Here is a 19,695-nt window from a genome sequence, read left to right as displayed (position 1 = left end):
CGCTCGCACTATGTATCAGGCGGACTCACGGGGAAACGGGTCGTCGGGATACGCCGCCCCTCGCTCGTCCGTCGTCGCCAGACACTCGTCGAGTTCTCGGGTCACTGCGTCCTCGTCGAGGTCGCGGCCGATGAACACGAGTCGCGTCTCGGGGTCATCATCTCCCCATCGACCGATGGGACCGGCCTGCACCGACGGTCCCGCCTGACTCACGCCGAGGACCGCCTCGGGACGACTCGCGACCCACGCGAACCCCTTCGCGCGGACGACGTTCCCCCGCCAGTCGTCGAGCCACGCGTCGAGACGCTGCGGATGGAACGGACGGTCTCGACGGTAGACGAAGGACTCGACGCCGTGGGCCGTCGCTGCCGAGACGCCCTCGTCGTGGGTATGGTCGTGGTCGGTGTCGTGGTCGTGGGCGTGGTCCGCCTCGGTCCCGTCGCCCGCGAGGGCCTGCTTCCACCCCTGGTGGCGCTTCGCCGCCTCGAAATCGAAGCGCCCCGTATCGAGAACCCGGTCCGGGGCGACTTCGCTGTACGTCGTCCGGTGGAGGCTCGCACGCGGCTGGAGTTCTCGAATCTCCGCCTCGACGGCGTCCAACGCATCGTCGGGGACCATATCGCACTTGTTCAGCAACAGCACGTCACAGAACTCGACCTGCTCGACGAGTACCTCCGTCAGCGGACGCTCCGGGTCGGGGGCGGCGTCCGGAAGCGACTCCGCCGGGTCGAACGCCTTCCAAAACCCGTAGGCGTCGATGACCGAGACCGTGGTGTCCAACCGGAGTTGTTCCGGCAGACCGCCCTCGTTCGACTCGCTCGCCAGTGTCCGTGCAATCGGGAGCGGTTCGCTGATTCCCGAGGCTTCGATGAGAAGGTAGTCGAACGAGCGGTTCTCCGCCAGCCGCGTCACCTCGGTCACGAGGTCGTCCTGTAGCCGACAGCAGATACACCCGTTCGAGAGGTCGATGACCCCGTCGTCCGACTCGGACGCAACTAACTCCGCGTCGACGTTCAGTTCGCCCATGTCGTTGACGACGACGGCTATCTCCCTGTCACCGGGGTCGTTCAGGAGTCGGTTGACCAACGTCGTTTTACCCGCTCCGAGTGGCCCGCTAACGACCGTGATCGGTATTTCCGTTGTAGACATGTCGATGCTGTGTGACGCCTCGCGAGTGGTCGTAATGAAGACTGGGTCGGTCGACTCACACGTGGGACAGAACCCGCCGTTCTCCGAACTCCAACGGTGAAAACACATCATATATTTTCAGTTACATGTCTGGTTTCCCGTCGGTTCGCGTCAAGCCTCGTCTTCCGAGCGAGCCGAGGAGTACGGCTTTGGCGGAGGCGTTCGCGCCACCGAACTCGCTTGGCGGTCCGCGAGAACGGCACATCTTTTTGGTCGCCGGTACTGACGAACGACCAGATGGCACCTCCAATCGCTGACCGACTCCTGTGGGTTGACTTGTCCGCCGATTCGGTCGAGAGCACGCCGATTCCGGACGAGTGGCGACGGCGATACGTCGGCGGCAAAGGGTTGGGCGCCCGGTATCTCTACGGCGAACTCGACGCCGGTGTCGACCCGCTCGGCGAGGAGAACGCGATTCTGTTCATGCTCGGCCCGCTTTCGGGCTATCTCCCGGGCGATTCGAGATACGCCGCCATCACGAAGTCCCCGTTGACGGGGTGTTTTCTCGACTCGTACGCGGGGGGCGAGTTCCCCGACACCCTGGCCGGCGCGCTCGGGACGCACATGGGCCTGCTCGTGACGGGTGTCGCGTCCGAGCCCGTTCACCTCGTCATCGAAGACGGGGACGCTACAATCGAACCCGCCGAGACGTGGGGGGCCGGGACGGTCGAAACGGCGCGGGCGTTCCCGAATTCGTCTGTCGCGTGTATCGGCCCCGCGGGAGAACGACAGGTCGCATACGCCACTATCGCGTCCGACGCCGGAGACCACCACGCGGGTCGAGGGGGAGCGGGCGCGGTGATGGGTTCGAAGCGGCTGAAGGCAATCGTCGCGCGGGGAGACCCTCCGGACGGTTTGGACGACCTGCGAGCGGCCTACGCGGCGAAGTACCGAGAGACCGCCACCGGGCGGTGGCTTCAGGCCAGTGGAACCGTCGAGACGATCGATTTCGCGAACGAAATCGGCGCACTTTCGACGCGAGGCTGGAGCGACGGACAGTTCGAAGCGGCGGACGAGTTAGGTATCGCGACAGTCGAAGACCGGGCCGTCGGCCGCGAACACGCCGACACGGAGACTCCGGGCGGGTATCGCGTGGCTACGGAGGAAGGCGACCACGTCCCACGCGGTGCCACCGCGATGACGCTCGGAGCCGGACTCGACATCGACGACTTCGACGCCGTCGCTGTATTGGGACAGACCTGCGACCGCCTCGGGATGGACCTCATTAGCGCCGGGAGTGCGGTCGCGTGGACGGTCAAGGCCAACGCAGCCGACGTACTCGACCGCTCGCTCTCGTTCGGTGAGCCCGACGGCGCGCGGGCCCTCTTAGCGGAAATTGCGGAACGCGAATCGGACCTCGGCGACGCGCTCGCGGAGGGGGTCGAAGCGGCGGCAACGCGGTTCGGCGGCCGAGCCCTCATCCCCACGGTGAAGTCGATGGAGCTACCGGCCTACGACCCGCGCGGCGCGCAGAGCATGGCACTCGCGTACGCGACCAGCGACCGGGGGGCGTGCCATCGACGGGCGCGACCCATCGAACGCGAGGCGTTCGACGGAGACTGGGGGGCCGACCGGACCGCGGCGGAGGTCATCCGCGAACAGAACCGGCGGTCGATGCTCTGGAGCCTCATCGCCGATGACTTTTTCGGCGACGCGCTCGCCGACCTCGGTCGGGAGTGGCTCGAGTCGGTCGGCCTCGAAACCGTCGGCGGACTCGCCACAATCGGCGAGCGGATTTGGAACGTGACGCGGCTGTTCAACGTCCGCGAAGGCATCTCGCGCGAGGACGACTCGCTCCCGGCCGCACTCCAAGAGCCGCTTGAGACGGGGCCCCGAGCCGGTGCGACCGTCGACCGCGACGACTTCGACTCGATGCTCGACGCGTACTATCGCCGCCGCGGCTGGAACGACGACGGCGTGCCGACGACCCAGACTATCGACCGCCTCGGCCTTACCGAACTCACCGATGACTTTGACATCCTCGATGCTTGAACACTGCACGAACGGCTGGACGACGAACCGCGCACACCCCGGAGAACGAACATGACGCTCGCTGATGCGCTCTGCGCTCGACGCGGCGTGGTCTGCGTCGTCGGCGCGGGCGGGAAAAAGTCCACGCTGTACGCGCTGGCGCGTCGGCTCGACCGCGCTGTCGTGACGGCGACGGTCCGCATCCCCATCTTCGACCAGCACGTCGCTGACGTGGTCGTCACCGACACGCCGGTCGCCGCGCTCGAAAAGGCGACTGACTGGCCGGTTGGCGTCGTCCCCGACCGTGACGGCGACGACCGCTACCGCGGGTACGACCGCGACGTGGTCGACGCTATCGGGGATTCAAACGTCGCCGACACCGTGCTGGTGAAGGCCGATGGCGCGCGGATGCGCGAGTTCAAGGCCCCGGGTGACCGCGAACCACAACTCCCGGCGACCGCCGACACCGTCCTCCCCATCGCGAGCGTCCACGCGGTCGGTGAGCCACTTACCGATGCGTGCGTCCACCGCCCAGAGCGGGTTGCCGCTCTCACCGACCTCGAACTCGGCGACACGATTCGCCCGGAGGACGTCGCAACCGTGCTCACCAGCGAGCGCGGCGGCCGCGCGGACGTCCCCGACGGTGCGACGGTCGTTCCCGTACTGAACAAGGTCGATGACGCGGCCCACGAGGCTGTCGCACGGGATATTTCGTCGGACATCCTTGCTCGGTCGGACGTCCCGCACGTCGTACTGACGCAGTTGACGGCGTCCGAACCCGTCGTGTCGGTCGTAGAGCGCTAGCGCAACTGTTCCGCCGCGCGAGCGAACTCGTCGGGGGTGTTGATGTTCTCGAAAGTGTCGAGACTCGCGTACTCGCACACCTCGTCCTCCCCGAGGACGACGTAGTCGAGCGTGAACAGCGGGTCGATGATTTTGTGGCTCCCTTCAGCCAGCGCGGTTTCGCAAGCGTCAGCCATCGCCGAGGCCCGGTACACCGCGTGCGTCGGCTGGAACCAACCGTCACCGACCCGCGGCACGGCGGCATCGTGACCGCCCGCCCGCTCGAACAGTCTCTCGATGAGCGCGGGTTCGAGAAAGGCATATCGCAGGCGGCAACGAACGCGTACTCCGTCTCCACGGCCCGCAGACCCGTCATAATTCCCGACATCGGGCCCTCGTCGCAGTCCGCGTCCTCCGCAATCGTTATCGGATGTTCGTAGCCGTCGAGCGCGGTTCGGAGCGCAGCAGTCTGCTCCGGTCGGCAGTTGACGACGAGGCTGTCGATGACACCCGACATCCGGTCGGCGACGCGGCGGATGAGAGGCGTTCCAGCCAGCGAAGCGACTGCTTTGTCCTCCTCACCGAATCGCGTCGAGTACCCGCCGGCGATGATGACACCAGTTCGCATACTGGTGGTGTTCACTTTCGTCGTGGAAAGCAGTTGTGCTACGAGTCGGATATCGATTCGTTCGTCAGTTTCGTGCCGGGTTTAGCTATCGCTGTGCTGTATTCTCGGGCTACCGTCGCTTGCAGTCCGAAACGTTCGACGCTTTTTGAGCGGTCAGAGACTTCGATTTCGGGACGCGAGAGTGAGTGAGAACGAATCACACATTACACAGCTACCCGTGTTATCCACATTTTTATTTTATTGGCTCTGTTGAAATGCTTCAGCGTTGACATTGGAGAGAGTGCTCTTTCTGGCTAGTTTCCGTGGGTCACAGTGAAAACTAGTCTCTCAACAAATCGCAAGACGGAAAGAGGATTTCAACAGAGCTGTTTATTCCATATCTTCCGTCTGACATCATCTCATCATTATAATGGTTAGTAAATTAGTATTTCTACAAAGATTTTATTTACTGTTGTCATTAAGGTGGATTAGATGGACTCAAAATATCCAACACTAATTTTAATTGTTCTTACCCTTTCTGCTGGATGTATAGGTACCGTAGACCCTAGTCAACCGACTACAGAGGCCAGCACCTACTGTGAGACTGATTTACCTACTGCTCACCCAGAACTGTCCCACGAAAAAGAACCCCCAACCTATAACGAGGAACTCTCTCCTCAGGAAGCTACAGATTTTGTCCACCAATTCGAAGAAAATCTCACCTCAGGAAGCTACAGATTTTGTCCACCAATTCGAAGAAAATCTCACCTGGAATAGATATTATTCAGAGAACATTGATAAATTAGAAGTGGACTATTCCAATACCACTCTAAAAAAGACTGAGCAGGGATACGTAGTCCAGATCAGTGAGGTTAGAATACGAACATTCGATAGTAGGAACGCAACGGGAGACTACGCCTGGTCGGTCAGCTACTATTTGATGGCTGATAAAGTGTTACGGGCAGAGAACAACGCTTGGAAGGTACCTGATCCTAAAGAAGGGCGAGTGGTTTCTTGTAAATAGCACAAGGTGGCTCTGTTGAAATCCTCAGGAAGTTACAGGTTCGTCCGGTAGTCTGACCGGATGCAAGCCCTCCCAAAGTCGCGGTTACTCCGGTTCGTGGAACAAGCATACCACTTTGCCCGCCGCTCTATCGCTCGGTACTCCTCGAAGTTCTCGAAACGACGGTACACACTTGGAGCGGCTCGCTGGCCTCTCGGACGACGGCCCTCCACTTTGATCACCTCTTGGGCCGTTACGCTGGGTCTGAAAATCCTCAGACGAAGCAGATAGATATCGCTCTATACGGTTTATGAGCTCCGCGACTGTCGGATTATAGTACGAGACGAAAAACGCGTGAAGGGAGGTCGAGGCCACACCAAACCACCGCAAAACCGGTTCGTGAGGGCCAAAGCGATCTATTTCCAGAACTAACGTTCTGCTGGCGACGTACATTTCGACGGAAATTGCAGTACTGAACTGGCGCGTACCAGGAAACAACTCATCGACCAAGTTCGATATCTCATCTGCGAGTTGCTCGTTCGGTCCACAACCGGGGGCCGAAGCACCCAAAGCGACCCGCTGTCGACCAATCCGAATCTGAATACGTGATTTTCGAGACAATCAGCGATTGTGAACTATATCTGAATATTGTACTAGTGTCGTTGTCCGTAGTAGACAACGAGGATTAGTAATCAGGGCGGGGAGATCGGTGATAGACAAATGAACTGCATATCGCTATACAAAATTTGGGATTGGTTGACCACCACGGGTTCGGGGGATAGACGTCGTCTGTCCGGGTTTGTCGAGCAGTACAGGATAGTACGAGCGATACCGACTCAAAGGCAGGTCTACTCTAAGGACTTCTCCGTGATTGTCGGAGAACCCGAATAATCGCTACTCATTGGTGCGTTGTAGAGGCGGTAGGCACACCCGAGCGCCAGTCTAGAGGACGAAGCGGATTTCACGTGCGAACAGAGAGAGGTGTGCGTCGTTGCAACAACGAGATGCCGAACTGCGAGCCATATACCCCAGCGACTGTCGTTGCAACGCGGGGTCAGAAGCTGCGTGCTAGCTCAGCGTCGTTGTGATGCAGCGGTGCCGATCACCACGGGCGACCGTCCCAGAGCGGTTGGACGCCGCCGATGAAGTTGAAGTTCCATCGCTGTTGGTCCCCGCCGTTCCACGGCCACTGGACCACGTCGTCTCCGTCAGCGGTCCCGGCGTTGTACACCTCGGCCACGTCACCGGTCGCGACGCTTTCGATGCGGTAGGTCCCGTCACCGTTGTCGATGATGTTCCACTTCTGGGCGGCACCGGTGAACCACGGCCACTGTTGGAGACTCGCACCGTCCGTGGTCGTCCCGTCCGGGACGTCGAGTGCGCGGTTGCTGTTCTCGTTGACGATGCGGTACTCGCCGCCACCGATGTACTCGACCCACCATCGCTGGCAGGTGCAGTCGTTTGCGGCCCACTGCCGGACGTTCGCCCCGTCGCTCGTACTGGCATCTGCGACCTCCATCACCTTCCCGCTGTTGACGTTCTGAATCTCGTAAATCCCGTCGGCGAGGATGCCGCTGTCGTTGGTGTTCGGTTCGACCGACTGGAGACTGGGCGTCTTATCCCCGGCGATGACGGGCCAATCGTTGTCCGTCCACTCGACGCGGTCGATGAAGAACTGCCGGGCCGGAACGCCGTCTACGTACTCCGGACCAGTACGGTCGTAGGCGTGATACACGAACCAGTCCTGCCCGTTGTCGTCCGTGGTGATGTCTCCGTGGGCGGGCGCGACGAACCGACCGTTCGAGGTGAGTTGCGCGATGCCGGCGTTGTCGCTGTTGTAGTTCATCATGTCCGTGCCCGACACGTCGGTGTACGGCCCGAAGAAGTTCGTCGACCGGCCGACCTCGACCTCGTAGGTGCTGCTGTAGCCGTTACAGCAGGTCCCGGTTGCGACAAACAGGTACCAGTAGCCGTTGCGGTAGAAGACTGTCGCCCCCTCGTAGGCGTCACCGGCGACCTGTTGGAGCGTTTCTGGCTTCCAGTCCTGGAGGTCCGAGGTGAGTTCCATCAGATAGATTCCCTGGAAACTCCCCCAGAACAGATACGGCGTGCCGTTGTAGTTGACGAAGTATCCGTCGATGGACCCGCCACCGGCGTGGTCGTTGTCGCCGATGATCTGGCCGTAGTCAGTGAAGGGACCGTCCGGCGTGTCGGACTTTGCGAGGCCGATACCGAACTCACCGCTCTCCCACGGGCGGGGTGAAAGCGAGTAGAACATCACCCACTCTCCGTCGTAGTAGTGGATGTCCGGTGCCAGATGGACCGTACGTCCAGCCCGGACGGGAGTCGAAGGCTTCCCCGACGTAAGTCCACTCGTGGAGGTTGTCAGAGCGCAGAATCGGGATGAGCAACTCGTCGGAGTCGTTGTTCCGATTCATGTTCGTTCCGTAGGCCCACCAGGTTCCGTCTCCCGCCCGATGAATCGTGGGGTCGGGGAAGTGAGGACCGTACAGCGCGTTGTGATAGTGTGTCGAATCGTCCGTCGTCGCAGAGACTGACCCGCTCCCCGCCACTGCAAGAGTCGAACCGAGAGCGCCGATTCCGATGCTTTTCAAGACGTTCCGCCTGTTCAAGCCACTGTCATCTTCTGGCATGCAACTGCCAAAGTATAGTCACACATACATAATGCTTTTTGCTGTTATTGCCTGGTTCGTTGCTTCCGGCTTCGGTTGAACACGACCGTGGAATCAGCTTCTCGAACGACAGACGCAGAAAGACCACATCATGGCACGAGACGAGAGCGACCAAAATAGCAGGTATCAAACACGGTGTAATTACGGGCCTACTCGGCAGGAGAGTGACAAGCAGTCACCAACCATATAATACTCGGCACATGTTCTATTGGTTCTATGTGATACTGCCATTAGAATTAAGTTAATTGTATATGATTATAGTTTGACGGTCGTAGTTCCTCAACTGCGCGTCAGGAAGGGGTTGACGAGCGTCCTAGACCTCCTACCGCACATCGAAACACCATGACACACTCAAATCGGCGGAAGACAGGTATCGAACAATCATCCGATAGTCGGCTCACTCCGACGCGACGGAAGTTCTTGCAGGCGACCGGAATGGCCGCAGTCGCCATGGGAGCAAGTTCGCAATCCGGTGCCGTAGCAGCGATGGACGTGCCAAGCGCCCCGGGTCGGATTTCGAATCTCGCGGCGTACCTCGAAGACCCCGAGACGGTTGCCGAGAACGTCGAGCCGACGCACGTTACGACCGCCGTTCCTACGGGTCCGTGCACGCGGCCCGAACGGCGGACGAACCGTTTACCGAACTCGAATCGCGATTCGCGGAGTCGGAGTACGTCCAACTACTCAACGGAGAGTGGCAGTTCGCGTTCCACGAGAAGCCTTCCGACCTTCCCGACTCGTACGCCAGCCTTGCGAGCGACGAGTGGGGTTCGATAGACGTTCCCGGTGTTTGGCAGACGCAGGGCTACGGTCAGCGAATTTACGCGAACAATGCCATCACGTGGGAAGCCTACGAGCCGAATCAAGATGGCGATTTAGTGCCCGACGGGAACGGCACCGTCGACGTTCCGGGCATCAACGACGACGGCCTCAACCCCGTCGGCACGTACCGACGGTCGTTCGCAGTGCCAGAGGCGTGGGACGGCCGCGAGACGTTCCTCCACTTCGAAGGCGTCAAGCAGGCCTTCTTCGTGTGGGTCGACGGCGAGTACGTCGGCTTCCGGACGGGGTCGATGACGCCCGCCGAGTTCGACATCAGCGACCACGTCGAGGCCGGCGGAGACCACCAGGTCACAGTGCAGGTGTATCACTGGTCCGACAGCGAGGCGCTGGAGACGATCGACATGTTCCGGTACGCCGGCATCTTCCGAAGCGTCTACTTGTTCGCGACGCCGACGGTTCACCTCAGGGATTTCTACGCGCACACCGACCTCGACGACGACTACGAGGACGGCGAACTTCGTATCGACGCCGAAATCGCGAACTACGGCGATGCGCCCGCGGGAGAGTACGAGGTGCGCGCGTACCTCTACGAGACCTCCCGCACGAAACCGGGCCGCGGACCGCCGCGTGAGAACGGGACGAACGCGGCAGGTCGAGACAACGGGAAGCAGAAGGGCCGCAAGGAACCTCAGGGACGCGGCCCACCGGACAACACCGGTCGCGGCCGCGGGCCGCCGCGCGGGCGCAAGGTCACGACTCTCTCGTCGACCGCGACTGTGGACGAAGACGGTGCGGTAGTCACGCTCGATGCCGACGTGACGGACCCCGCGAAGTGGTCGGCCGAGCATCCGAACCTCTATCAGCTCGCGCTGGAGCTCGCACCCGTCGGCAGCGAACCGACGGAGGCGATGCTGGAGAAAGTCGGCTTCCGGACCTACGAGACGACCCGCGGACGACACGGTGCCGAGGTTCTGGTCAACGGTGAGTCGGTCGATATTCAGGGCGTGAATCGCCACGAGACCGACCCCGACTTCGGGCGGACCGTGCCAATCGAGCGCGTTCGGGAAGATATCGAGACGATGCGGCGGTTCAACATCAACGCGGTCCGGACCTCTCACTACCCGAACGACCCGTCGCTGTACCGACTCGCGGACGAGTACGGCCTCTACCTGCAGGACGAAGTCTGCGTCGAGACCCACTGGTGGGAGGGACTGCTCGCGAACACCGAAGTCTACCACGACCAGGCGGTCGCGCAGTTCCGCCGAATGGTGCTTCGAGACCGAAATCACGCCTCGATTTTCAGTTGGTCGACCGGCAACGAGGCCGGGACTGGTTCCGAGCACCTCGAAATGGCGTCGCTAGCGGCCGACTCTGACGAGTACATCCCCGAGGATACCGCCGACGTCAGCGGGGTCGAAACCGTCGAGTCATTTGATGGAACTGCGGAGGGGTTAGCGTCCGACCGCTTGCTCTATCACCAACCGAACGGCGGCGGCTGGAACGTCGAGTACAGCGACATGCTCGGGCCGCGGTACGCCGACATCGGGACGTTGCTGTCGGTCGGCGACGGGTCGTACATCGGTGACGGACTCCGTCCCGTCGTGATGGGCGAGTACAATCACGCGATGGGCAACAGCCTGGGACTCGTCCACGAGATGTGGAACGAGTATATCAAGCCGCCAGTACGGGAAGCGACCGACCGGGCAGGCTCCGACATCCCCGGTGTGCTCGTCGGGTCGCCGGATGTCGTTCCCGGGCCGGACGCGGCACCGGGTGGGAACACCGACGGGGCGGTCGAACTCGGCGCGGGCGACGCGATTGAAATCCGACGGACCCCCGAACTCGAACACGACGGTGAGTTCACGGTCGGCGCGACGGTTTCCGTCGATGAGGGAACTAGCAGGGATGACGCACCCATCGTCGTCGACGAAGGTAGGTACGCGCTGACGCTTTCGGGCGGTGAGATCGAATTCTCGGTCGGCGGCGGTGAGGGCACGGTCACAGCCCCAATTTCCGACGGCAGTCTCGACGACTGGACGACTATCGTCGGCGTCGCCGACTCGAACGCGCTCGCGATTTACGTCGACGGCGAGCGCGCAGGCACAGCGAATCACTCCGTCTCGGGACTTTCTGCTGGTTCGGAGCCGGTCCGAGTCGGTGGCGATGCCAACTTCACGGTCGACAGCGTCGGCATCTACGACCGCGCTGTGAACCCCGAGGAGACGAGCGATGCCGACGGCGAGCGAACGGACGGCGCTCTCGTTGCGTACGACTTCGCCGACCTGCTGCGAGACAAGAGTCTCGTCGGCGGGTTCGTCTGGGACTGGGTCAACCAGGACCTGAACGACACCACGGCGGACGGCGAGCCGTTCCAGTTCTACCACAGCGACGGCCCCGACGGGGCGTTCTGTCTCAACGGATTGGTCTGGTCCGACCGAGACCCACAGCCCGAACTGTGGCAACTCAAGCACAGCCATCAGCCGGTTGGTGTCGCCGACGCCGACGTTGCGGCGGGCGAGATTTACATCTCGAACCGATATAACTTCACGTCCCTCGACGCCGTCGAGGGGCGATGGGAACTGACCGCCGACGGCGAAACGCTCCGCTCCGGTGGCTTCGATGTCGACATCAGTCCGGGAGAGACCCGCCGCGTCAGCCTCCCCGTCGAAGCGCCGTCGAATCCCGGGGCGGGCGTCGAGTGCCGACTAACGGTGCGATTCACACTCGCGGAAAGCACCGTGTACGCCGATGCTGGTCACGAAGTCGCGTTCGAACAGTTAGAAGTTCCCGTCGACGCGCCCGAACCGGAGTCCGCGTCACTCGATTCGATGGGACCGCTGTCGGTCGATGAAGCCGGCGATGTCACCATCTCCGGTGACGGCTTCGAGTACGTCGTTGCCGACGACACGGGAACGCTGTCTTCGATGGCGTACGAGGGAGCCGAACTACTCGAACGTGGCCCGCTGTTCAATTCGTGGCGCGCCCCGATCATGAACGAGATTCAACAGTGGGGAAGCGCCCCCGCGCTCTCGTGGTACGAGGCGGGTCTCGACGAACTGACGCACTCCGTCAAGTCGGTCGACGTCGAGCGCCGCGACGAGTCGCTCGTCGAGGTCGCAGTCGAGGGCTTCGCCGAGGGGGCCGAACCGGCCAGTCGGCTGGAGACGCCGGACCACTCCGAACACGACAACGACGGCGTCCTCGCGGGTGAAGCCGAAGTCGTCGAGGGGGCCGACGGGCAGGCCGTCGAGTTCACGAACGACAGCACGCTCTCGCTCGGGCAGTCCGAGAGCCTCGACATCACCGACGCGGGACTCACAATCGAGTTCTGGGTCCACCCCGGCGAGCCACAGGACGGCGGCGCAGCGCAGGTCTACGTCTCCAAGGGCGGACGGCAGTATCTGCTCAAGCGCCGCGAGAGCGGTCGTGACGGGTATCTGGAGTTCGTGTTCAACGCCGACGGCTGGCACGTCGCCGACGGACCGGTTCCGGACGACTGGACCGAGGGTTGGCACCACGTCGCCGGCGTCTGGGACGGCAGCGAGATGACGCTGTTCGTCGACGGAGAACCCCTCGGAAGCGGTACCTACGAAGGGACGCTGCAACACATCGACGCGCCGACGCAGGTCGGTTCGAGCGTCGCGGACGGAACCGCACTAGACGAGGTACGCATCTACGACCGTGCGCTCTCCGAAGACGAACTCGGGGCGCTCGCGACGGACACGCCGCTCGACGGCGCTGTGGCGTGGTTGCCGCTCGACGAGTTCAACAGCGTCGAAGACGCGAACGGTCCGGGCTTCGCCACCAACTACCACTACCGAGTCTACGGGAGCGGCGATGTCGCTCTCGACGTCGAAGCCCATCCCAACGAGGGACTCCGCGACACGGTCAGCGGTTGGCTTCCGAAGGTCGGCGTCCAACTCGAACTCCCGGAGCGATTCGGTGACTTCGAGTGGTACGGTCGCGGCGAACTGGAGACCTATCCCGACCGCAAGTGGGGTGTTCCAATCGGCCGCTACGAGGGGTCCGTCGACGAACAGTACGTCCCCTACCTCCCTCCGACCGACAACGGGAACAAGGCACAGACGCGGTGGGCGACGCTCTCAGACGGTGAGGTGTCTCTCCTCGGGACGTTCGGGGACGAGGACGCGAACGTCAGCCTCGAACAGTGGGCGAATCTCGCGGCGGCCGAACACCAGTACGAACTGGAGGAACGCGGGTCCGTCGGGCTCAACCTCGACCATCGGGTGACCGGCCTCGGCGGAACCCCGACCAACCCGCTCGACCGGTATCAGGTCCCGGTCGAATCGACCACGTTCAGCGTCGTCCTTCGACCGTTCGACTCCAACGACGACGACCCGATGGCGCTTGCGAACCGACGGCTCCCCGGCGCGCAGGAGTAGCGTTCGGGCCTCGGTCTTCGGTGCTCGTTTTCCCACCCGTAACGACAGGGGAAACGTTGCAAACTCGGCACTGAGAACCGAACCGGATTCAGGAGTCGACCCGAGCGTCGCAGAGCAAACAGTCGTGTCGGTATCCCCGGCTGTTCAACTCGATACCGTTCGCTGCTTCTCTCAACTGCAGTTCGGTCTGTTATTCGGTCTGCTGTTCAGCCTGTCAATCGGTCTTCTCACCGCGGCGCTGACCGAGCCGTCACAATTGTTACCAACAAGCATTATATACCCACCATCTGTACGCTAGGAGACATGACTAAACGTCATGGCAGCAACAATATCGATAGACGGACAGTACTCAAATCGCTCGGCGCGGGTGCGGTGGCGACCGTCGGCGGCCTCGGACTGAGCGGGACGGCCAGTGCGGACGAGAGTTCCACGCACTACCACAACCCGGTCGGGCCGATCGGTTTCGGCGACGTGTCGATCATCGAGGACAACGGGACCTACTACGCCTACGGAACGGAGACGCCCCAAGACATCATCCCCATCGCGGAGTCGACGGACATGTACAACTGGTCGTACATCGCGCCGGCGCTCACGGAGACGCCGGGCTGGCACCCCACGGAATCGGACCCGGGCTGCTGGGCACCGGATATCCGATACCACGACGGCCAGTACCACCTCTACTACTCGCTGTCGGTCTGGGGGAGCGACAACGCCGGAATCGGCCTGGCCACCTCGGACACACCCGACGGTCCCTTCACCGACCAGGGACCGGTCATCGAGAGCGGCGACCTCGACCTGACGAACTGCATCGACGCGGACACGGTAATCGTCGACGGGCAACCCTGGCTAGTTTGGGGCAGTTACGAAGGCATCTACGCCGTCCAGATGAACGGCGCGATGGACGATATCGTCCCCGGCACCGAGTTCCAGATGGCGGGTCAGATGATCGAGGGGCCGGTGATGCTCCAAGACAACGGGTACTGGTACCTCTTTTACTCCTCGGGGCAGTGCTGTGAGGGGTACGACAGCACCTACCGCCTCGAATGCGGCCGCGCGACGTCGTTCACGGGACCGTACTACAACCAGAACGGCACGGACCTGCGGGACCTCACGGAGACCCACCAGGGCGTCCCGATTCTGGAGGGCAACAGCGAGTTCACCGGCCCGGGCCACAACGACGTCTTCCGGGGCCCCGACGGCGACTGGTGGTGTTTCTACCACGTGGAGGCGACCGCCGACGACGAGACGCGCTACATGATGCAAGACCGCATCGAGTGGGACAACAACGACTGGCCGGTCATCGCCTGCAACGGCGTACCGAGCAGCGAGGCCCCCGTCCCCGGCGAGCCCTCGGGCTGTGAAAGCGGTCCCATTTCGGACGGTACCTACGCGATCACGAACGTCAACAGCGGCAAACTGCTCGAAGTAGCCAACGCCGGAACGGCCGACGGCGACAACGTGCGCCAGTACGCCGACACCGGGAGCGCGTGTCAAGACTGGGACGTCACGGCGAACGGCGACGGCACCTACGCGATCACGAACGTCAACAGCGGCCTCTGGCTGGAGGTTGCGAGCGCCGGCACGGCAGAGGGTGACAACATTCAGCAGTACAGCAACACCACCCACCCGACTCAGGCCTGGACTATCGAAGACGCGGGCGGCGGTGAGTACCGCCTCGTCAACGCGAACAGCGGGCTGCTCGCCGAGGTGGCGAACGCGGGCACCGCCGACGGCGACAACGTCCAGCAGTGGAGCGACAACGGCGGTTCACACCAGCGGTGGACGTTCACCTCGGTCTGACCGAGCGACCGACCGGACCTACGGCACGGCGTCGCCGCCGGCGACGTACAGCAGGTGGCTGGTGACGAACGACGCGCCGACGCCGTGCATCTCCGGAGTCCACAGCGGCTCACTGCCGAGCGACGGAGGAAAAAGACACCCAGAGATTACGCGGTTGTGGTCTCGGTGCGTGCATCACTTCCGTTTGACACTCGGTTTCGACGGCCGAAATTCACGCGAGCGGAACGATAGTCGAGAAGACGAGCACCGAAGCGATTCCCGTGACCGAGATAATCGTCGTCAGCGCCGTCCACGTTTTCAACGTCTCCATCTGCGTCAGACCGCCGATTTCCTTCATCAGCCAGAAACCGGAGTCGTTGTACCACGAACAGATGATGCCGCCCGAGCCGATTGCCATAACGAGGTATGCGGTGTGTACGTTGAGCTGGCTCGTCAGCGGTGCCATGATACCCGCGGTCGTCAGCATCGCGGCCGTTGCTGACCCCTGTGCGATGCGGACGATAGCGGCGATAAGCCACGCGGTCACCAGCAGTCCGATGCCAATCCCGCGGAGGCTATCGGCGATGTACGGACCGATTCCCGACGCAGCGAGCAGCGCACCGAACGCGCCACCCATCGCGGTGATTGCAGCGATGTTCCCACCGCTCTTGAGTGCCTCAGTAAGCTCGTCTTCCCACAGCGAACGCGAGAGGTCAGACCAGCGAAGGTACGTGAGCGCCGCTGTAAGCCCAGCAAGCGTCATGGCGACGTTCTTGTCTCCGACGAATGCGATTCCTGGTCTGACGACCGCGAGAGACGGATAGAGCGGTTCGAGCGTGTTGAGAATCGTAAGCGAGCTCACTAACGCGACCGCGAGGATTATCGGGAGCGCGGCCTCGAACGTCCCCGGAAGCGAGCTACTGCTCTGCTGTGCCCGTTCTTCGAGTTCTTCGGTCGTCGTCCCCATCGAGTCTCGCAGCGGAATCTCCATCCGAGCGTTGGCCCAATGGCCGAAGACGAGCCCGGACATCGTCGCCGAGGGAATCGCGACGGCCACGCCGACAGCCATCGTCATGGCGAGGTCGGCGTGCACTTGACTAGCGACTGCCAGCGGTCCCGGAGTCGGTGGAATGAACACGTGCGCCGCAGAGCCGCCGGCGCCCACGGCGATGAGGTACAACGCGTAGTTCTTTCCGCGGCGTGCACGCATCGAGCGTGCGAGCGGAGCCAAAAGGAACAGGACGCTGTCGAAGAACACCGGAATCGAGAGGACCGTGCTGCTCCCCCACAGCGCAAATTCCGAGTTCTCCCTCCCGACGAGCGATTGGAACGTCCGCACGATACGTTGAGCGGACCCACTTTCGAGCATCGACTTGCCGATGATTGCCGCCATGAGGATCGGAATGCCGATACCTTCCATCCCGTTTCCGAACGCCGCTGCCGTTCTCGTCGCCGCATCGACGAGCGCGAAGTCCGAGACGAACACCGAGTTGACGATGCCGACGGAGAACGCGGCGAGTCCTAACCCCACGAACGCGGGGAGGTCCCACACGACGAGGAACAGTACAACTAGTATGAGCCCGGCTACGAACGTAAGTAGCGGACTATGGACGAACTCCACCGTCATGATCCGTCTTCCGATCAATCATGTTAGTTAATAATTGTTACTATGTGCCACTGCTTGATTATGTGTACTGTTCGGGGAAATATATCGTTCCCTGAGACAATCTGCGAAGTCGCTGCCCGTGGTTTCTTCAAAGAAGACCCACGTGTAGGAGGTATGGAACGAGTCCTAGCCGTCGTAGACCCATCGGAGACCTCGAAGAAGGTCGTCCGCGAGGCCGGTTCGGTGGCCGAACAGATGGATGCCGAAATGGTCCTCATCCACGTGACGACGGAAGACGAGTACAAAGCTCGACGCGGGACGATGGAGACGCTCCTGAGCGCTTCGAGGAGTTACACACACGACGACGCGCGAGAGGGGGCGACGAAGTTCGCTCGCGACCTCGGACGCGAAGTGCTCGCTGATTTCGAGGTGGAGTACCGGGCGGTCGGGTCCCTCGGCGACAAGGCCGCCGAAGTACTCGATACGGCAGTCGAAAACGAGTGCGACCATATCTTCCTCTCCGGACGTCAACGGTCGCCGGCGGGTAAGGCTATCTTCGGTGACACCACGCAGCGAGTCATCCTTGAGTTCGACGGATTCGTCACCGTCACTACTCGGTGAACCTCGTCTCCCGGAGTCGTCAGTAAGTATCGCTTGCCCGGCGAGAGAACTCAACCACGGACTGTTCGGTTGGTGAAGTACACGTGAGCACACGGGTCACCGTCGATTCTGTTCTCCTTCGAGACCACCTCTAGCCGACTCACGCGAAATTGAAAGCGACCCCTCGACTAGCGGCGTCGGTTGCCAACTCCTCGTTTGCTATCTGAGAATTTTCATCGGCCGCACACAGGTAAGCCTTACATAATTGTGTATGTAATTTACTGGACTGATTTCATCCGAATATCGATATTTTAGGCGCTGATGAGAGCGCTGCGTCGAGAGTTCCAATACGCGCAGGAAGACAGAATACATCGGGTTCTCCGACCGCACCTATCGGCGCGCCCCCCACGAACGGCGAGCTCGCTTGGTGATTCATCTCAGAGATGGTGGAGTCGCGAATAAGGCGCTACAGAGACCGGTTTCGGCCACGCGCTAACTCGTGGCCTCGGACAAAGGGTCACGGGTGGGAGCAGAGCCCCGCTCTGTGGGGTGCCGTACTCGTATCGAACCGCGGATAGTTGTTCTGAGAGGAAGAACAGTCGAGATACCGCGAGTCGGCGTGTTGTGACCCCCCAGAACGCGTACACCCACCGAGAAACTGACCGACAGGCGTCTTTCGAGCCCACAAACTCGCTCTGCGAGTTTGGGACGTCCCCAGAAATCTTTGATTTCTGGTGGGCAAACGAGACGCTGCGCGTCTCGTCGCGTCGCCGTCCGCTCACGCTCCCAAGTCTCTTCTAAATCCGCTGCAAAGCGCTCGCTGAGTAGGTCTGCGAGCGTTGTCCCAAGCAAACTCAACGACCTGCTCGCTTCTCAAACTGACTTAACTAGACAGTGATACATTTCGGACATGTTCGCGAATTTCGGTGCGCTAGTGAGAATCGCACTGATCGAGTGCAGATAATGGTACGCAGCGGCCGGGTTGACGGCAAACTCGTCCGAACGAGCCGACACCAGGAATCACGCAACGACCCGTGAACGTCTCGTGCCATGTTATCCGGCCAGTTCAGGACGTGTCGCGAGATAAATAGCGGTCAGAAGATTACACCAGTACTAATGTAATCTGTGTCTCGGCTACTGCGGGTGGCCGCGCGACTATCCACCGCGGCAGTAACTCGTCACGCGACTTCGGCTCGACAGCGCTCATCGGAGGTGTCGAGAGTGGATAGCGACCTTGCGTTTCGTGATATGAAACGGCCGCGGTTGGCAGACGGGGTGATCCACAAAAGCCCCGAACCGGTCTCCGGTTAGATTGCTCGTCTGAGGACGAACACAACCGCGCCCAAGCGTGGTTTGAACTGGTGTCTCAGAACACGATGCGTCATATTTCGTGATGCGAAACAGTAAAGTCCGCACGAAACTAACGCTAGCATATGCCACACAAAGCCAAGAATCCCATCAACTCCGATTTGACATTGCTCGAAATCCTCAACGGACTGGACGAGCTGGGCGGAGGGCGCATCCAAGACATCGCCGACGAGACGGGAATCACGAAAAGCACGGTCCACAATCACCTCAGTACGCTCCGTCAGCAGGGATTCATCGTTAAAGACGGAGACCGGTACTACCTGGGGCTACGGTTCCTCAAACTGGGGGAGGTCGCACGAAACCGCGGGCCGCTGTTCTCGTTCGGTCGCCCGGAAGCGGACAAAGTCGCCAACGAAACAGGAGAGCTGACCAACTTATCGACCGTAGAACACGCCCGTGGCGTCTATCTCTACCGAACTCAGAGCGAGCAAGAAGTGCGGTTTTCGACAGCCGCCGGCGAGTACCACGACCTCCACTGCTCCGCGACCGGAAAGGCGATACTCGCCTTTTCGCCGGAGTCGGTGTTAGACGAATTCGAGGACGTCCACGGCCTGACGAGATACACCCAAAACACCATCACGGACCGCGCGGAACTCGAAGAAAGCCTCGAAACAGTTCGCGAACGCCAACTCGCGTTGGACCTTGAGGAGTACGAGAAGGGGCTTCGATGCGTCGCCTCCCCGATTCTCGACAAGGACGACCGCGCGCTCGGCGCAATCAGCGTCTCCGGGCCGGCGATGAAATTCACCGGGGAGTACTACCGCGAAACGCTCGCAGAAGCCGTCAAAAGCGCGGCAAACGTTATCAGCCTCAACATCACGCGGACCGAGGGAACGTACTAACCGCTCGGAACCGAACCCGTTTCGTGTGACAAAATGTTTCGGGGCATCTCTGGTTCGCTGTCTGAGGAG

The 19,695-nt window shown here is 61.5% G+C and carries 11 protein-coding genes and 3 pseudogenes; 9 read left to right on the top strand and 5 right to left on the bottom strand.

The window, feature by feature from the left end; translation table 11 throughout:
* Window positions 1-15: 15 nt before the first annotated feature.
* The gene (locus tag ATB1_RS05505) at window positions 16-1,149 is read right to left on the bottom strand and encodes a GTP-binding protein (RefSeq protein WP_042662622.1); all 1,134 of its coding nucleotides are present in this window, start codon (window positions 1,147-1,149) and stop codon (window positions 16-18) included.
* Between the two features lie 276 nt (window positions 1,150-1,425).
* Between ATB1_RS05505 and ATB1_RS05500 the strand changes: the two genes are divergently transcribed.
* Together ATB1_RS05500 and yqeC are read left to right on the top strand one after the other, a co-directional pair.
* Window positions 1,426-3,180 carry an aldehyde ferredoxin oxidoreductase family protein gene (locus tag ATB1_RS05500; RefSeq protein ID WP_042662611.1) on the top strand — a complete coding sequence of 585 codons (1,755 nt, stop codon included), beginning with the start codon at window positions 1,426-1,428 and terminating at the stop codon, window positions 3,178-3,180.
* 51 nt (window positions 3,181-3,231) lie between these two features.
* On the top strand, window positions 3,232-3,963 hold the full coding sequence (yqeC, locus tag ATB1_RS05495) for a selenium cofactor biosynthesis protein YqeC (RefSeq protein ID WP_042662610.1): 732 nt from the start codon (window positions 3,232-3,234) through the stop codon (window positions 3,961-3,963).
* Here yqeC and ATB1_RS05490 read toward each other — a convergent pair.
* Window positions 3,960-4,570 (bottom strand): annotated as a pseudogene (locus ATB1_RS05490) (molybdenum cofactor guanylyltransferase). The gene yqeC and the pseudogene ATB1_RS05490 overlap by 4 nt on opposite strands.
* A 471-nt stretch (window positions 4,571-5,041) precedes the next feature.
* On the opposite strand from ATB1_RS05490, the gene ATB1_RS21425 reads away from it, so the two are divergent.
* Together ATB1_RS21425 and ATB1_RS21420 are read left to right on the top strand one after the other, a co-directional pair.
* A complete protein-coding gene (locus ATB1_RS21425) occupies window positions 5,042-5,326 on the top strand; it encodes a hypothetical protein (protein ID WP_128081407.1) in 285 nt (94 codons plus the stop codon).
* Between the two features lie 307 nt (window positions 5,327-5,633).
* Window positions 5,634-5,747: pseudogene (locus ATB1_RS21420) on the top strand (IS5/IS1182 family transposase); the annotation flags it as partial.
* Window positions 5,748-6,654: 907 nt separating this feature from the next.
* On the opposite strand, the gene ATB1_RS05485 reads toward ATB1_RS21420, so the two are convergent.
* Window positions 6,655-7,830, bottom strand: a complete 1,176-nt coding sequence (locus ATB1_RS05485; RefSeq protein ID WP_241768076.1) for an RICIN domain-containing protein — start codon at window positions 7,828-7,830, stop codon at window positions 6,655-6,657.
* On the bottom strand, window positions 7,790-8,206 hold the full coding sequence (locus ATB1_RS22910; RefSeq protein ID WP_241768075.1) for a hypothetical protein: 417 nt from the start codon (window positions 8,204-8,206) through the stop codon (window positions 7,790-7,792). Before ATB1_RS22910 ends, ATB1_RS05485 begins: the two co-directional genes overlap by 41 nt.
* A 381-nt stretch (window positions 8,207-8,587) precedes the next feature.
* On the opposite strand from ATB1_RS22910, the pseudogene ATB1_RS24300 reads away from it, so the two are divergent.
* From ATB1_RS24300 to ATB1_RS05475, 3 genes and pseudogenes are all read left to right on the top strand, one after another.
* Window positions 8,588-8,689, top strand: a pseudogene (locus tag ATB1_RS24300) (hypothetical protein); the annotation flags it as partial.
* 161 nt (window positions 8,690-8,850) lie between these two features.
* A complete protein-coding gene (locus tag ATB1_RS05480) occupies window positions 8,851-13,431 on the top strand; it encodes a glycoside hydrolase family 2 TIM barrel-domain containing protein (protein WP_241768074.1) in 4,581 nt (1,526 codons plus the stop codon).
* 372 nt (window positions 13,432-13,803) lie between these two features.
* Window positions 13,804-15,231 carry a family 43 glycosylhydrolase gene (locus ATB1_RS05475; protein ID WP_042662609.1) on the top strand — a complete coding sequence of 476 codons (1,428 nt, stop codon included), beginning with the start codon at window positions 13,804-13,806 and terminating at the stop codon, window positions 15,229-15,231.
* 211 nt (window positions 15,232-15,442) lie between these two features.
* Here the strand turns inward: ATB1_RS05475 and ATB1_RS05470 are convergent, their stop codons facing one another.
* On the bottom strand, window positions 15,443-16,837 hold the full coding sequence (locus ATB1_RS05470; RefSeq protein ID WP_042662608.1) for a GntP family permease: 1,395 nt from the start codon (window positions 16,835-16,837) through the stop codon (window positions 15,443-15,445).
* Window positions 16,838-16,990: 153 nt separating this feature from the next.
* Here ATB1_RS05470 and ATB1_RS05465 point away from each other — a divergent pair, with 153 nt between their 5' ends.
* Entirely contained in the window at window positions 16,991-17,437 is a 447-nt protein-coding gene (locus tag ATB1_RS05465; RefSeq protein WP_042662607.1) for a universal stress protein, read from the top strand.
* Window positions 17,438-18,849: 1,412 nt separating this feature from the next.
* Complete coding sequence (locus ATB1_RS05460; RefSeq protein WP_042662606.1) at window positions 18,850-19,626, top strand: IclR family transcriptional regulator; 777 nt, start codon at window positions 18,850-18,852, stop codon at window positions 19,624-19,626.
* Window positions 19,627-19,695: the final 69 nt, after the last annotated feature.

This window comes from Haloferax sp. ATB1 (assembly GCF_000730175.1).
The sequence above is the reverse complement of the archived record's forward strand: the minus strand, read 5'-3'. Positions and strand labels throughout refer to the sequence as shown.

Coding starts and splice junctions, on each gene's coding strand:
- ATB1_RS05505 (WP_042662622.1), bottom strand. CDS start 1,149: ATGTCTACAACGGAAATACCGATCACGGTCGTTAGCGGGCCACTCGGA.
- ATB1_RS05500 (WP_042662611.1), top strand. CDS start 1,426: ATGGCACCTCCAATCGCTGACCGACTCCTGTGGGTTGACTTGTCCGCC.
- yqeC (WP_042662610.1), top strand. CDS start 3,232: ATGACGCTCGCTGATGCGCTCTGCGCTCGACGCGGCGTGGTCTGCGTC.
- ATB1_RS21425 (WP_128081407.1), top strand. CDS start 5,042: ATGGACTCAAAATATCCAACACTAATTTTAATTGTTCTTACCCTTTCT.
- ATB1_RS05485 (WP_241768076.1), bottom strand. CDS start 7,830: ATGTTCTACTCGCTTTCACCCCGCCCGTGGGAGAGCGGTGAGTTCGGT.
- ATB1_RS22910 (WP_241768075.1), bottom strand. CDS start 8,206: ATGCCAGAAGATGACAGTGGCTTGAACAGGCGGAACGTCTTGAAAAGC.
- ATB1_RS05470 (WP_042662608.1), bottom strand. CDS start 16,837: ATGACGGTGGAGTTCGTCCATAGTCCGCTACTTACGTTCGTAGCCGGG.
- ATB1_RS05465 (WP_042662607.1), top strand. CDS start 16,991: ATGGAACGAGTCCTAGCCGTCGTAGACCCATCGGAGACCTCGAAGAAG.
- ATB1_RS05460 (WP_042662606.1), top strand. CDS start 18,850: ATGCCACACAAAGCCAAGAATCCCATCAACTCCGATTTGACATTGCTC.